Below are 13936 nucleotides of genomic sequence, written 5' to 3' on the forward strand. Positions count from 1 at the left end.
AAACGAAAGCCCTTCAGGCATGGCATCGAGATGGGTATCGTCATGGTGCCTCGCTATCCGAGAAGCGGAGGGCGATCAATTTGGCAGTGCCGTTGACCATGGCTGACAAGATCGTGGTGTTGCTGGATGGCCGGATTGAGAAGGTGGGTGCTCCGATGGACTTGTATCGCGATCCCGACAACCGTTTCGTGGCCGGTTTCATCGGATCCCCCGCGATAAATTTCCTAGAATGCAATGTGGCCGATGGGGTTGTTCGTCACCCGGCGCTGACAAGCCCCATTCCAGTGACACCATCGGTGTCCGAGGCAGCGACGCGGGTGACACTAGGCATTCGCCCTGAGCATATTCAGGTTGATCGGCCCGGTGACATCTGCACAGTTGACCTGACAGAGGCGCTGGTCGGTGAGTCCTATTCTTACCTGCTGACACCCAATGGCGATAAACTGATCGTAGAAGAGCGCGAAGATCAGCGCAGTCGGAAAGGTGAGAAAATCGGCATCTCGATCCGGCCCGAGCGTGCGATGCTGTTTGATCCGGAAACCGGATTGCGGCTGCGGTAGGAGATTTGCGGCGGGATCAGTTTTGGATTCGATTTGAGTCCTGGTGACGCGAAACCCATAACCCGCCCATTTCATGCCGTGCCACGTGACTCGCCGTCAGAATTGCGATGATCCAACCCGTGACGACTGCGGTAGCCGTTCCGAACCAGACACCGATCTCGTTGAAATGCCACAGGCCGACGAAGACCCAGACAAAGAATGCGACCCCGAAGCCCTGGCGGTAGAGGCTGATCCAGACCGTCCAGATGGGTCTTTTGAGGGCCTGAAGCAGCGAATTGATGGAAAAGAGCATCATGTAAAACGGCAGAATCAGGCTGTCGACGCGCAGATAGCTGACGCCTACTCGGATGACTTCGGGGTCGGTGGTAAACAGGCGCATCAGATGCGGGCTCAGGCCCCACAGGATTGGGATGGCCATCGCCGTCATGATAAATCCGACTTTCCAGCAATAAAACAGGGCCGCCCGCACGCGCTGAAAATCCCGGGCGCCGAAATTCTGCGATGCGATTGGCAGCACAGCGCCGGTAACACCCAGCACAGGTAAAAGCAGAATTTGCTCCAGCCGAATGGCGACCCCGAAGCCTGCAATGGCATGTTCCCCGAATATTTTCAGGGCAAACTGCATGACAAATCCTGAAAGCAGCATCACCATGAAAGACACCGCCGTTGGCAGGACCTGAACGGAAATCACGGTAAAGCGATTCAGGCGCGGGGTGAAATAGGCGACCCGCATTCGCTGCATCCGGCGTCGTCGCAGCACCTGCCGGATCATGTAGATCATGACACCGGTTTGACTGATAACGGTAGAAATGGCCAACCCGTCAAAACCGATCCCCGGGATCAGCCCAGGGATGCCAAAAATAAGCAGAGGATTCAGGGCGATATTGGCGAAGAAGGCCACGATCAGGGCGCGCTGCATTGATACCGCATCCCCATGAGCCTGGAGGATTCCGTTGCACCCATGAGCCAGCAGAAATCCGGGCAGTGCCAGAAGAAGCCAATAGAAATAGCGTAGCCCCGCATCACGGTATTCGCTGGGGTCGGACACAAGATGTATCAGCGCGGGGCCGTACCAGAGGCCTGACAACGCCAGAAGCCCGGCGGCGATAAAACCATATGTCAGACCCTGCGCCACCAATCGCCGGGCCATGCGGTGGTTGCCTGCCCCCAGTGCGTTGCCGACAAGGGCGCTCATGGCGGCTCCAAGACCAACCCCAACAGACAAAGTTATAAAGAAGGCCTGAAACCCAAGGGCCAGCCCGGCCTGTGCGCTTGTCGACAACAGCCCGGCAAAAAAGATGTCCACGACATTATAGAGCGTGTTGAACAGCATTCCGATTGCAGCAGGCACTGCCAGTGTCCGGAAATGTGCCGGAATAGACCCTCGGGTCAGGTCAAGATCGGCTGGCTGAGCCATGTCACGCAGGCATCACGGGCGCTCGGCCTGAACAGTCAGAAAGACGAATTCCGGGGTCAGAACCTCTTCGAAGCCGTGGTTCAGTTCAGCGTCGACGCTGATCGTGTCGCCTGCGGTCAGCTTGAACCGGGCCTCGCCATACCGATAGACCGCCTCACCTTCGAGCGCCTGAACAAAAACTACGCCGTGACCGACATAAGTCGGAGGATGACCACCCTCGCGCAGAAGGGTTACGCGCCGGGCTTGAAAACGCAGGTCCTTGCGTGAATGCAATGCCAGATTGACATATTCATGGCTATGGCCTGCGGCGATACGGGTGGATTTCAAGCCTTCGCCGTGGCGGACGAGCGTATAGTCGGTGTGATCGGTGCGGGCTTCGCGGAACAGTGACACAATCGGGACTTCAAGCGCTTCGGCCAGCGCAGCCAGGGTGTCGATCGAAGGAGAGACAAGCCCGTTTTCGATACGGCTGACCATTGCGGCGGAAATACCCGATTGCTCGGCCAGTCGGCGGGCCGATTGCTTTCGGCTTTGGCGCAGCTCTTTCAGCGATGCGCCAATTGCGCGGTCGATCTGTCTTCCCGGCGGGTCTCCCTGCATGGCTTCTCCCATCACTCGCTGCCGTAATAGCCCACAACATCTCCGTCCGTGGTCACGCCAAGCCCGTTCAACAAGCGGTTCACGTAGTTGAAATAGCCGACGATCTGATTGATTTCGAGTATCTCACCATCATCCCAACCAGTCTCTTTTAGCCCGGCCACATCAGAATCGACCATCGTACCCGGTGTCAGCGTCAGTTTTTCTGCGTAGGTCAGCGCGGCAAGATGGGCGCCGTCAAAGGCATCCTGCGGACGATGCGCCTTGAGCGCCGCCTCAATCTGGTCGGCGCGGGCGTCATCATCAATTAGATGTCGGGCGTTGGACCAGTGGTTGGCGTAAGAATAGGGGCAAGTGTTGAGGGTGGATACATAGGAACTGATGACTTCCTGAAACCACATCGGAACCGTGTTTGCCTCATCATGCAGGCAGGCCCGGTACAAAATCACGTGCCCCTTCATTGTGTTGGGGCGCAGGGAATGAACACGCATGACGTTGTCCACTGTGCCATGTGGCGTCCGGGCCAGATCCAGAGTGGCCTTCAGATGCTCGTCGGCGTCTTCGTCAGATATCATCCTGATCCAGGCAGACATTTTTGGTTCCTTCCTTAGTCGTCAGCACAAATTATGGGTCGTGTTGTACGGCGCGCTGAGTTTTTTATTGACGAGTATTGCATATTAAGCAACCATATTAATTAGCGCGCAACAGATTTAAGGATTCTCAGGCCTTGCCCGACTGCCTCACTCAGTCAAAGCGCCAATCTGGCACTAGCTTTCAGGACGGTTTCGCTACCGCCCTTTGTCGGCCCGCGCGCGCTACGGTTTCGGAGAGGCCAACTGAGAAATCACGGCGCAATTTTCACCGCAAAAGACTGCCAGGTATGGTGTCCCGAACCATGACAGGCGCGACATGACACACGCCACTCCGATGATTGAAGTGACCAATCTGGACAAGTATTATGGCACGTTCCATGCGCTGAAAGACGTTAGTTTGACGGTTCATCAGGGTGAAAAAGTAGTGATCTGCGGACCCTCTGGTTCGGGAAAGTCCACACTGATCCGTTGTTTCAATGGTCTGGAGTGGCACAATTCGGGCCGTTTGGTGATAGATGGTATCGAAGTTTACGAGGGGGCCAAGGAGATACGCGAACTGCGCCAGGAAGTTGGGATGGTTTTTCAGCAGTTCAATCTGTTTCCGCATTTGACTGTGCTGGAAAATCTTATGATCGGCCCAATGAAAGTGCGCAAAGTTTCAAAGGTACAGGCCGAAGAGACCGCGCGAAATTATCTTGAGCGCGTGCATATTCCGGAACAGGCCGACAAATATCCGGCACAATTGTCTGGCGGTCAGCAGCAGCGCGTGGCGATTGCGCGTTCTTTGTGCATGGAAACCCGGATCATGCTGTTTGACGAGCCGACCTCGGCGCTCGATCCGGAAATGATCAACGAAGTTCTGGACGTGATGGTCGAGTTGGCCGAAACCGGCATGACCATGGTTGTGGTTACCCACGAAATGGGGTTTGCCCGCAAGGTCGCAGACACGATGGTCTTTATGGAGGCGGGTCGGATCGTCGAGATATCGCCGCCTGAACAGTTCTTTACCAACCCTTCCAGCGAACGGTGCCGCCTGTTCCTGGATCAGATTCTGGCGCATTGAACGTGAGCGATCTGGGCATATCCGGGCCAAAGGGCCAGCCGTTGCCAAAGCCACCGTTTCACAAGCGGTTTTTCGACTCGGTCCTGATTTCCGTTGTCATTTATTCCATTATTGTTGGTCTAATCGCCTATGGCGCTTACGCCGGGGCGCAGAGTATGGGTTATAACTGGCAATGGTATCGTGTGCCGCAATTCCTGTACCGCAATACCGAGGTCGGGTTTGAATGGGGTGAAATCCCAATTGGGCTTGTAGCCACCATCCAACTGTCGGTGACCGCCTTTTTGCTGGCAACGGCGATAGGCCTTTTGGTGGCTCTGTTGCGGCTATCGGGGTTGGTCATCGGGTCAGCGGTTGCCGTGGGGTACCTGGAACTGATCCGCAATATTCCGCTGCTGGTTCTGCTTTATCTTTTCTATTATGTGCTCGGGCCGATCTTTGGGTTTGACCGATACACGGCAAGTATCCTGACACTTGCCGTTTTTCATTCGGCCCTGATTTCCGAGATTTTCCGCGCTGGTATCAACGCAATTCCCACGGGTCAGTGGGAGGCGGCAAAATCCATCGGGATGACACCGTATCAGACCTATCGCTATATCATTTTGCCGCAATCAGTACGGTTCATGCTGCCACCGATGACCGGTGAGGTAGTTCACCTGATCAAATCCTCAGCGATTGTAAGCGTGATCGCGGTGGCTGAACTGACCACGTTTGGACGCAACATCATATCCGATACCTACATGAGTTTCGAAATCTGGTTCACCATTGCACTGGTCTATCTGGTGGTGACCCTGATCCTGTCGATTGGCGTAACCCACCTGGAGAAGAAATATGCCGTCGACCAATAAAACTGAAAACTATGTCGGACAACAAGGAGAACCAAGATGAAGCTTTCTCGCAGAATGTTGGGGGCGGCGCTGAGCGCGGTCGTTGCAACAGGCGTCGCAACATCAGGTTGGGCGCAAAGCACAACGCAGAACCTGTCCAGCGAAAGTGTGATTGAAACCATCAAGCAGGATGGAGTGATCCGCATTGGGCTGTCGCTATTCGTACCGTGGTCGATGCGCGACAAGAACGGTGACCTGATCGGTTTCGAACTGGATGTCGGTCGCAAGCTGGCCGAAGACATGGGGGTCGAAGTTGAATTTGTTCCCACCGCATGGGACGGTATCATTCCGGCGCTGGTTTCGGGCAATTTCGACGTGATCATCTCGGGCATGTCTGTGACGCCGCAGCGAAACCTGACTGTCAACTTTACCGATCCATATGCTTTTTCCGGTCTGGCCATCTTGGTAAATAAGGAACTGACAGATGGAATGACTCAGGCTGATCTGAATTCTGCAGACGTGACGTTCGCAGCCCGTCGCGGTGCAACGCCCGCTGTCGTGATCGCGGAAAACTTCCCGGAAGCAAACTTGTTGCTATTTGATGAAGATGGCGCGTCGACGCAAGAAGTTCTTAACGGAAATGCACACGCAACAATGGCTTCACAGCCTACGCCCAACCGGGAAGCAGGGCGTAATCCTGAAACTCTGCGCGTGATGGAAGGCGATCTGTTTGATCCGCGTGGCGAAGCCTTTGCTATGCGCAAAGGTGATCCGGATGCATTGAACTTCTTCAACAATTGGATTGCTCAGCAATGGCGTTCGGGTTGGCTGGAAGAGCGTCACAATTATTGGTTCGCAACAGAAGAGTGGGCCGACCAGGTTGCTCAGTGACTAAAACAAAGGGCGGCGGCATTGCCGCCCCCGACCCTGAGGCGGAGCAATCCCGGTGCAAGATTTCCTGAAGAAACTGAGATGGCCAGATTATCTGATCGTGGTGACTCTGATCGCTTTCTTCGGGTATATCTGGCTGTCGATCGAAGGCACGCTGAACTACAAATGGCGCTGGGAATTGATCCCGGGCTATGTCGTTGGCTGGCATTCGGGCCGCGAAGAGTATTTCGCGAACCTGTTTCTGCAGGGGCTTATGGCGACAGTCCGTATCAGTATTTACTCGGGCATTCTGGCCTTGTTGCTTGGCACCATTCTGGGGGTTGCGCGGTGTTCAGCAAACCTGACGATCCGGATGCTGGCACGGACGTATCTTGAATTTCTCCGCAACGTGCCGCCGGTTGTGGTCGTTTTCATTTTCTTTTTCTTCCTGTCACAACAACTGATTGACGCGCTCAACCTCGAACGTTGGGCTCGTGGTATAGCGCGGCAAGAGGACAAAGATATCTGGACCTTCTTTTTCGGCGAAATGCGCCGTTTTCCCTCACTGGTTTCTGGTGTCATCGTTCTGGCCCTGTTTGAAAGCGCCTTTGTCGGCGAGATTGTCCGGGCTGGTATCCAGTCGATCCCGAAAGGCCAGCGCGAAGCGGCGCGCTCGATTGGTATGAGCAAACTACAGGAGATGCGTTACGTGATTCTGCCGCAGGCGTTGAAGAAAGTGGTGCCACCGCTGGCAAACCAATTCATCTCGCTGATCAAGGACAGCTCGATCCTGTCGCTGATCTCGGTGCAGGAACTCACCTACAAAACAGTCGAGCTTGTGGCCTCGTCCCGCATGATCTTTGAGGCGTGGATCACCACGGCCGGGTTCTATTTTGTTGTGTGTTTCGGCCTCAGCCGATTGTTTGCACGACTTGAAAAGCGGTCAGACAGGCGCTGACGCGAACGGCCCGGGGCAACGCGGATATATGATTTCCGGCTCTCGGGCAGTTGCCACAAAGCTCGGCTGCTGCTGTCCATGCTGCGGCTGGATCATCAATTTATCAAATCATCAATGTCAACCTGCTGAGCGGAGATCAGAACCAGGTTACATTCTTGCAGGTCAACCAGCTGAACAAGGTCCCGGTGCTGGACGACAACGGCTTTACCCTGCGCGACAGCACCGCAATCATGATGTATCTGGCACAGAAGTATGGCGCTGCAGATTGGGCGCCGGATTCGCCAGAAGAGCATGGGGATATACAACAATGGCTGTCCTATTCGGTAAACGAGATTTTCCACGGCGTTGCAACGGCCCGCGCGATTGTTCTGTTTGAACGCGACATCGATTTGACCGGGCCACAGGCACTTGGGCAAAAATCCCTGCAGATTATGGAGCAGCACCTGTCACGACGACGCTGGCTGGCATGTGATCGTCCAACGATCGCCGATCCGGCCTGTTACCCCTACATAGCACTGGCTTATCAGGGAAAGTTATCGCTGGCTCCTTACCCGGCAGTCCATTCGTGGATCGCGCGTATTGAAGCTCCGTCGGGATATATCCTGATGCCGGGGTTGCCGGCACCGGACTAGGACTGTTCGGGGCTACGCCCGGATCTGCACCATGCCGTTTTTGATGCGGGCTTCGAATACCTTCATTGGTCGTGTCGCAGGGGCCGAAACCGCATGTCCGTCACGCACATCGAATGCACCCTGATGCAAAGGGCACTCGATGACGTAGCCTTCAAAATACCCGTCACACAGATCAGCACCGCCATGATTGCAAAGTGCCAACGAGGCATAGACGCCGCCGGGAGTGTCGTAGACCGCCAGGATACGTGAGCCGATCTCGACCCGTGTGACCCAGTTCTTTTCCAGCCGAGTTGTCTCGATCACGTCTTTCCAGGGTTTTTCATCCGCCATGAGTTACACCTCCGCCTTCTGCCGGATCTGCCTCAAGATCTCGCGATGGGCGGCCAGATACCCCCCAGGCTCAACATGAATGTGGTCTTTCAGCTTCTCATGAAGGCGAGGTAACGCGTGGAAGGGAACTGAGGCCACGTAGTGATGCTCTGCGTGGTAGTTCATGTTCCAGCACAAAAAGGACCAGGGGGCGGATACCAGATTGGTGCGCGTATTTTCGGACATCTGCGCCACGGTGGGGCGTCCGACATGTTCGGTCATCCGGATAAAGCGCATCACCGGCTCACCCAAAAACAAAGGGATTATCCAGTACCAGATCAGTCCCCACCAGCCGGTGATGGCCATACCCAGAAAGATGGCCGTATAGATGGCCAGCATTCTGCGCGCATCGCGATACACCGCCTGATGTTCCACTTTCGGGATGAATCGCAGCTCGGTCTCGCTGAGGTTGCCGCTGGCATGGCGAAAAAGTTCCGTGAATTTACCGCGCCAGTAGGGCAGGGCGGACAGGTACATAAGGTACTCCCCCAACGTCTCGGGCAACGGGATCAGTTCAGGGTCTTCTCCGGTCAGTTGCGTATAAGTGTGGTGATCGCAATGTTCATAGCGAAAGAACCGATGCGGCAGGATAATGATCAGGCCGCAGATCTGACCAACCAGATCATTCAACCACCTCGTACGGAATACGGTATAGTGCACGCATTCATGCTGCAGCGAGAAGTGGTGTACCAGAACGATACCCTGGAGGAACATTGCTGGCCATATCAGCCAGTTGTTCCATGCCAGAGTAACAAGGGTGGTCGTGCAGGCCAGCACCAGAACCCAAAGCGCCAGATGGCGTAAGCCGGGACCGTTAGACCGTTGCGTGAAACCTTTCAGCTCTTCACGCGTGAGCTTGCCTTCGGCCAATGCCTGAGACAGGGGCGTTACGATTGCTTGTGACATGTGAATTCCACACAATTTGCCGGTGCGGGGGCCGCGCCCTCATCGCATTTTCCGGCACCGGAGACGGGAGTGCTCCGCACCATAGGGTCCTGTCGGGTGGACTCTATTGCTACCAGATTAGCGTGATGGCACGCGTTTTATCAAGCTTGAATGATCAGCCGGTTCGGCGAAGGCCGATATCCGGATCGGGGTCGGCAAACAGTGCTGCCGCACAGGGGTGTTTGTCCAGAATGGAAGCTCCACCGGGCAGGCGGTCAGCATGAAAAACCCCATCTTCCCAATAGGTCACACCATCGATCTTGATTGTCGGATCAAACACGTTCCAGCTGATTTCGCCGGGAGCATATGCGCCGCAAGTGTGGAAGTGCAGGATACGCGGATTGCCAAAAGCAGAACCGCCCCAGCGTTCGAAATTCTCGCGCATGTCCCAAGGGTATCCGCAGCCCGGATGAATGCCAGCATGCCATGAATGCACGAAATTTCGGTCAATACCGAACTGGCCCGCGACCCGGTCATATTGCGCTTCGGCCCGGGCGACATCGGTGGGCTCGCCCGTGAACCCGGTCAGGCGTCCGTTCTCAAGCAACGCAAACACCGGGCTGTCGAACTCGATCGTATAGTCGTCATAGTATCTTGATCCGGTTCCGGTCAGAAACTTCAGCGCCACCCGCCCTGAAAAACTGTGCGCCGGAACTGGCGTGAAAACTGACATGGGGAATCTCAGGATCGACGTATCGCCCGCCGGATCAAGGTTCATCTCCGGCTTCCCCTGAAAAGCCGTGCCCAGAGGGCAGGTGACCCGCACATCGGTTGCCTCGTTCAGGACGGCATTGATCGCCGCCTTGATGTCGAGAAAGGCATCATGGTGCCCGTTGGAAAAGCCCGACCCGAACAGCTCACGGCTCAGCGCAAAGCTGACGATGATTTTTTTGCCCCGGGGCATCTCCGAAAACCGTAGCTGATCCCCAAGACGGGCAAGAAAGAGGATTATCTCGGCTGCTTCGAACCGCGCCAGAAGATCCGGGGACAGGTGAGGATTGTCCGGATTGAATCCTACATCCACTGCATCAACCGACAACCCCATGGATTGCGCGACGTCCGATACGATCTTGACACTGTCCGCGTCAAAATAACCAAACTCGGGGGGTTCGTAAGCGATCAGAAGTCGGTCACCCACCGCTGCGTGAGCGCAGTTCGTCAAAAGATTTCGCGCGCCGCGTTCGGGTGTGATGTCCGACATTCGCGTCTCCTACGGATTCAAGCCCGTACAGATTAGGCCTGCACCATGCGCCTAATCTATTTGAAAGTGATTATGTCTGACATTAGGGTGACTAATATGATTGTAAATCTGCCCTATTCAGCTCTGCGTGCCTTCGAGGCAGTTGTCCGTCATTCTGGCTTTTCCCCTGCTGCGGCCGAACTTGGTGTTAGCCAAAGTGCGGTCAGTCAGCATGTGCGGACGCTTGAGGAATGGTTGGGTCGCGATCTGTTGGTACGCGGCGCGCGGTCATCGCGCCCAACCCGAGAGGGTGAACTGCTGGCGCTGGCCATCTCCGAAGGGCTGGGGCGCATTTCAGGTGTTTGCACCCAGTTGCGGGATAAGACCCGCAACGACCGGACCATCGTGATTTCATGCCTGCCAGGTTTTGCGTTCAACTGGTTGTTTCCGCGTCTTTTGAACTTTGATCTGGCCCACCCGGACCTATCGATTTCGATCGCTACGGATACTGGTCAATATCCGTTCTCCGGCGCGGATGCGGATATCGGAATCCGCTATGGGCTGGGTGATTACCCCGGCTACCAGGTGGATCTGCTGATGACCGAGCAGTTGTTTCCTGTTTGCGCACCATCTTTGATACCCAACCTGCGCGGGGTCGAGGATCTTGCGAAGCACACGATGCTGGTAGATGAGAATCTGCATCATGGTCCTGCAAGCCCAACCTGGGATTTCTGGGCACGGCAATGCGGTCTGACGCTGCCGTCACCCTTGCGCACACGGCGATTTGGCCAATCCAATCTGGTGGTTCAGGCTGCAATTGAAGGGCTGGGTGTCGCGCTGGGTCGGGAACCCCTGGTGATCGATACGTTATGTGACGGGCGTCTGGTTCGACCCTTTCCAGAACTGACCGAGTCCCCTTTGTCTTACTGGCTGGTTCGGCGACACGAAACCAAGGACAGTCCGAAAGTCGGTGAGTTTCTGAACTGGATCAGTGCTGAAGTAGAAGCGCAACCGGACATCCCGCCATCCGCCGACGCTTATAATTAGCCTGGCTTATATGAGTCATTACCATTCCGACATGGCGCAAGGACGTCTCTCTGCCCATACTGGTACAAGCCATCTGACGATCTGGAGAGCATTTCAATGTATCTGAGAAACTGCTGGTATGTCGCTGCCTGGAGCAAGGATATCGGTCGCGAACTGAAGGCCGAAACGTTTCTGGGTGAAAACATCGTGCTTTACCGGCGGGAGGACGGCACTCCGGTCGCATTGGAAGATGCTTGCCCGCATCGTAAGCTGCCGCTGTCCAAAGGCAATCTGATCGGTGATGTGGTGGAATGCGGTTATCACGGCCTGAAATTCGACTGCTCGGGCAAATGCACGGACAGCCCGACCCAGCGTGGCATGACCCCGCGGCGGGCAGTGGTAAGATCATATCCGGTAGTGGATCGGTATCGGTTCCTGTGGATTTGGATGGGTGATCCGGAACAGGCGGACCCTGACAATATTTTCCTGATCGAGAATTTCGACGATGCCAGTTGGGGCATGACTGATGGTGGAGTGATGGATATCGACTGCCACTACTTGTGGGTTTGCGACAACCTGCTGGACCCCAGCCATGTAGCCTGGGTGCATGTCTCGTCCTTTGCCGGGGCTGGCACGGACGAAGAGCCGCTGAATGTCGAACGAACCGACCGCGGCGTGATTGTCTCGCGCTGGATCGAGAACAAGCCGCCGTCGCCCTATTATGCGAAGCTGGTGGCCTTTGACGGTGATTGCGACAGGCTACAGCATTACGAGATGTGTATGCCCGCGATAGGGCTGAACAAATCCATCTATACGCCCGTCGGAACCGGCGGCTATGACAAACCGCCCGTTGCCGAGACTTTCGTCAACGTCTCTTACAATTTCATGACCCCGATTGATGAGGATCGGACCCGGTATTTTTGGTTCCAGCACCGCAATTCCGATCCGGATAATTCCGAGGTGTCCAAATTCATGAATGATGGCGCGCGGATGGCGTTTCTTGAGGACAAGGAGGTTTTGGAGAAGGTTCATCTGGGCATGAAAAACGCCAAGACGCCAAACATTGATCTGGGATTGGACGCTGGGGCCAAACTATTCCGCAAAGCCTTGGACCGCGCGATTGAGGCTGAGGCTTTTCCGATCAACATGGTTGAGCGGGCGTAAGGTTTGTTGGCCGGTTCCGAAACCCACTAGGCATCGAGGGGGACGTGAAGCCGGGGATGCGCTGCGTCCTGTCGTTCGAACCCTCAGCCAGGTAGGCGGCTTGGGCTTCTGAATTGTCGGGGTGGGTGCCGACCATCATGTAAGAGCAGGACAGCGCGCGCGCCTTTTGTTTTGCGCTTTCGATAAGTTGCCGCCCGACACCCATGCGGCGATACAGCCGTCCAATGAAAAGGTGGTGCATGACGATACCGCGACGGCCTAGCTGCAACTGTGTGAGCGGGCTCAGGGCGACATAGCCGATGACCTCGCCTTTCGTTTCGGCAACCAGCACATAGACCCATGGCTGATTGCCGAACACATCCCGCTCTAACACTGCAGCGTTGATGCTTGGGACATCGTCGTGATGTGCGGCCAGAGCGCGGATAATTTGCAGCAGAAAAGGCATGTTATCCGGCTCCGCGTCCCCAATATGCACCTTTGGGTCCTAGATGGTAGGTTTCATCTTTGCCTCCTGTTTCTTTGCTACTGAAGCGAGATGAAAAATGCCGCGCTGTGGCGGCACTTTCTAACTACACATCAACGGTCGCACTGCTTAGGGCGCGTTGGAATATGTGCCGCGGGGTTGGGCCAAGACGATAATGGCCTAACCCTGTGACGATAGCAGAATAACGTCAAGTTATTCACTGTGCGGTCAGAGGACCGGTGTCCGCCGCCGGTTACGCCGCGCCGTAGATCACTGGGAAACGCCCTCCGGCAAAGGGTGCGCCGGGGCGCAAACTGTCGTCATGCAGCCACTCTGTCACGGCATCGCGTGGCTGGTAGATGGCGCCCTCTACCGCAAATCGGACGGCATAGCCGCGTCTGCGCCGAGTTGAGGTGCGGTTGCCCATTGCCGAATGCACTGTCATGCCGTCAAATGCCAGCGCATCGCCGGGCTCCATCTTTGGGTAGTGAAAGATGTCGTAGGCGGCACGGTTGGCCTCGAAATCAGGCATGTCGATATAGTCGGGGTTGTCTTCCTCAAGATAGTGCAGGAACGCCCCAAGCTGGTCGGTTTTGAAAGGCCGGTACTTGGCACCCCAATCGTGTGATCCACGAACGAACTCCAGCGCGCCATTGTCTGGGTCAACCGGGTCCAGAGCGATCCATATGGTCATGATTGGTCCGGCCACCGGCCAATAGGGTTGATCGGTGTGCCAGCCCGTCTGGGTTTTTGTCCCCGGCTCTTTGGCAAAAATCTGGTCATAGATAAGCGAAGTCCACGGGCTGCCCGCCACCTCAGCCACGCGCTGGCCGATATCCGATGTCAGGCAATAATCCTGAAATACGCCCGGGTTTTCGCGCATGTTCTTATAGGCAAAATAGCGCTCGCCTTTAGAAACCTCTTCATCTACGGCCTTGCGTAGTTTGGTAAGCCAATCCTGCGACAGAATTTGTTTCAGCAGCACGACTCCGTCGCGTGCATAGGTTTCCTGAATGATCTTCAGGTCAGATGTCTGTGTCATGTAACGTCCAATTCAACGCCTCTTCCATTGAGGCGGTTGCAGTATGCAGGCGCGTTGCACCCGGTTTGTCCGGCGTTACGTGATGGGTGAGCTGCGGCAGTTTATAATGAAACAGGGCCAAAGCGATCGGGCCGACCATTTGCCGGCAAGACGTCGATGGAACTGTTCAATGCGAAGGCTCATTGCGGCACCTTTCACCAGCCAACTTAACCTAATTTTTCGCATTGGCATAG

At 55.6% G+C, this 13936-nt stretch carries 16 protein-coding genes; 8 read left to right on the forward strand and 8 right to left on the reverse strand.

Features of this window, described 5'->3' with window-relative positions:
* On the forward strand, positions 1-560 hold a 560-nt coding region (locus tag ACR0JI_RS20075), incomplete at its 5' end, for a TOBE domain-containing protein (protein WP_480496297.1).
* 16 nt (positions 561-576) lie between these two features.
* Here the strand turns inward: ACR0JI_RS20075 and ACR0JI_RS20080 are convergent.
* Genes ACR0JI_RS20080 through ACR0JI_RS20090 form a run of 3 tightly spaced genes read right to left on the reverse strand, consistent with a single transcriptional unit; the run spans position 577 to position 3167 of the window.
* Positions 577-1977 (reverse strand): MATE family efflux transporter, encoded by a 1401-nt coding sequence (locus ACR0JI_RS20080; RefSeq protein ID WP_480496295.1) that lies wholly within the window; start codon positions 1975-1977, stop codon positions 577-579.
* A 12-nt stretch (positions 1978-1989) separates the two neighbouring features.
* Positions 1990-2577, reverse strand: coding sequence for a helix-turn-helix domain-containing protein (locus tag ACR0JI_RS20085; RefSeq protein WP_480478040.1), 588 nt, complete (start codon positions 2575-2577; stop codon positions 1990-1992).
* An 11-nt stretch (positions 2578-2588) separates the two neighbouring features.
* Positions 2589-3167 carry a carboxymuconolactone decarboxylase family protein gene (locus ACR0JI_RS20090; RefSeq protein ID WP_480478037.1) on the reverse strand — a complete coding sequence of 193 codons (579 nt, stop codon included), beginning with the start codon at positions 3165-3167 and terminating at the stop codon, positions 2589-2591.
* Positions 3168-3483: 316 nt separating this feature from the next.
* Here ACR0JI_RS20090 and ACR0JI_RS20095 point away from each other — a divergent pair, with 316 nt between their 5' ends.
* Genes ACR0JI_RS20095 through ACR0JI_RS20115 form a run of 5 tightly spaced genes read left to right on the forward strand, consistent with a single transcriptional unit; the run spans position 3484 to position 7514 of the window.
* Positions 3484-4230 (forward strand): amino acid ABC transporter ATP-binding protein, encoded by a 747-nt coding sequence (locus ACR0JI_RS20095; protein ID WP_480478035.1) that lies wholly within the window; start codon positions 3484-3486, stop codon positions 4228-4230.
* 2 nt (positions 4231-4232) lie between these two features.
* Positions 4233-5075, forward strand: coding sequence for an amino acid ABC transporter permease (locus tag ACR0JI_RS20100; RefSeq protein ID WP_480478033.1), 843 nt, complete (start codon positions 4233-4235; stop codon positions 5073-5075).
* 36 nt (positions 5076-5111) lie between these two features.
* Positions 5112-5945 carry a transporter substrate-binding domain-containing protein gene (locus ACR0JI_RS20105; RefSeq protein ID WP_480478031.1) on the forward strand — a complete coding sequence of 278 codons (834 nt, stop codon included), beginning with the start codon at positions 5112-5114 and terminating at the stop codon, positions 5943-5945.
* Between the two features lie 55 nt (positions 5946-6000).
* A complete protein-coding gene (locus ACR0JI_RS20110) occupies positions 6001-6882 on the forward strand; it encodes an amino acid ABC transporter permease (RefSeq protein ID WP_480496294.1) in 882 nt (293 codons plus the stop codon).
* 50 nt (positions 6883-6932) lie between these two features.
* Positions 6933-7514, forward strand: coding sequence for a glutathione S-transferase N-terminal domain-containing protein (locus ACR0JI_RS20115; RefSeq protein WP_480496292.1), 582 nt, complete (start codon positions 6933-6935; stop codon positions 7512-7514).
* Positions 7515-7526: 12 nt separating this feature from the next.
* Here ACR0JI_RS20115 and ACR0JI_RS20120 read toward each other — a convergent pair whose 3' ends face one another.
* The 3 genes from ACR0JI_RS20120 to ACR0JI_RS20130 all read right to left on the reverse strand — a co-directional run bounded on the left by ACR0JI_RS20120 (position 7527) and on the right by ACR0JI_RS20130 (position 10029).
* On the reverse strand, positions 7527-7844 hold the full coding sequence (locus ACR0JI_RS20120; RefSeq protein WP_480478025.1) for a non-heme iron oxygenase ferredoxin subunit: 318 nt from the start codon (positions 7842-7844) through the stop codon (positions 7527-7529).
* A gap of 3 nt (positions 7845-7847) precedes the next feature.
* Positions 7848-8789 (reverse strand): fatty acid desaturase family protein, encoded by a 942-nt coding sequence (locus tag ACR0JI_RS20125; RefSeq protein ID WP_480496290.1) that lies wholly within the window; start codon positions 8787-8789, stop codon positions 7848-7850.
* 154 nt (positions 8790-8943) lie between these two features.
* Positions 8944-10029 (reverse strand): hypothetical protein, encoded by a 1086-nt coding sequence (locus tag ACR0JI_RS20130; protein WP_480478021.1) that lies wholly within the window; start codon positions 10027-10029, stop codon positions 8944-8946.
* Between the two features lie 96 nt (positions 10030-10125).
* Here ACR0JI_RS20130 and ACR0JI_RS20135 point away from each other — a divergent pair, with 96 nt between their 5' ends.
* Together ACR0JI_RS20135 and ACR0JI_RS20140 are read left to right on the forward strand one after the other, a co-directional pair.
* The gene (locus ACR0JI_RS20135) at positions 10126-11055 is read left to right on the forward strand and encodes a LysR substrate-binding domain-containing protein (protein WP_480478019.1); all 930 of its coding nucleotides are present in this window, start codon (positions 10126-10128) and stop codon (positions 11053-11055) included.
* 96 nt (positions 11056-11151) lie between these two features.
* Entirely contained in the window at positions 11152-12198 is a 1047-nt protein-coding gene (locus ACR0JI_RS20140; RefSeq protein WP_480478017.1) for an aromatic ring-hydroxylating dioxygenase subunit alpha, read from the forward strand.
* Here the strand turns inward: ACR0JI_RS20140 and ACR0JI_RS20145 are convergent.
* Positions 12176-12643 carry an N-acetyltransferase family protein gene (locus ACR0JI_RS20145; RefSeq protein ID WP_480478015.1) on the reverse strand — a complete coding sequence of 156 codons (468 nt, stop codon included), beginning with the start codon at positions 12641-12643 and terminating at the stop codon, positions 12176-12178. The two genes, ACR0JI_RS20140 and ACR0JI_RS20145, sit on opposite strands and share 23 nt — an antisense overlap.
* A 271-nt stretch (positions 12644-12914) precedes the next feature.
* Positions 12915-13703, reverse strand: coding sequence for a phytanoyl-CoA dioxygenase family protein (locus ACR0JI_RS20150; RefSeq protein WP_480478013.1), 789 nt, complete (start codon positions 13701-13703; stop codon positions 12915-12917).
* Between the last annotated feature and the right edge of the window lie 233 nt (positions 13704-13936).

The organism is Ruegeria sp. N10 (genome assembly GCF_056531545.1).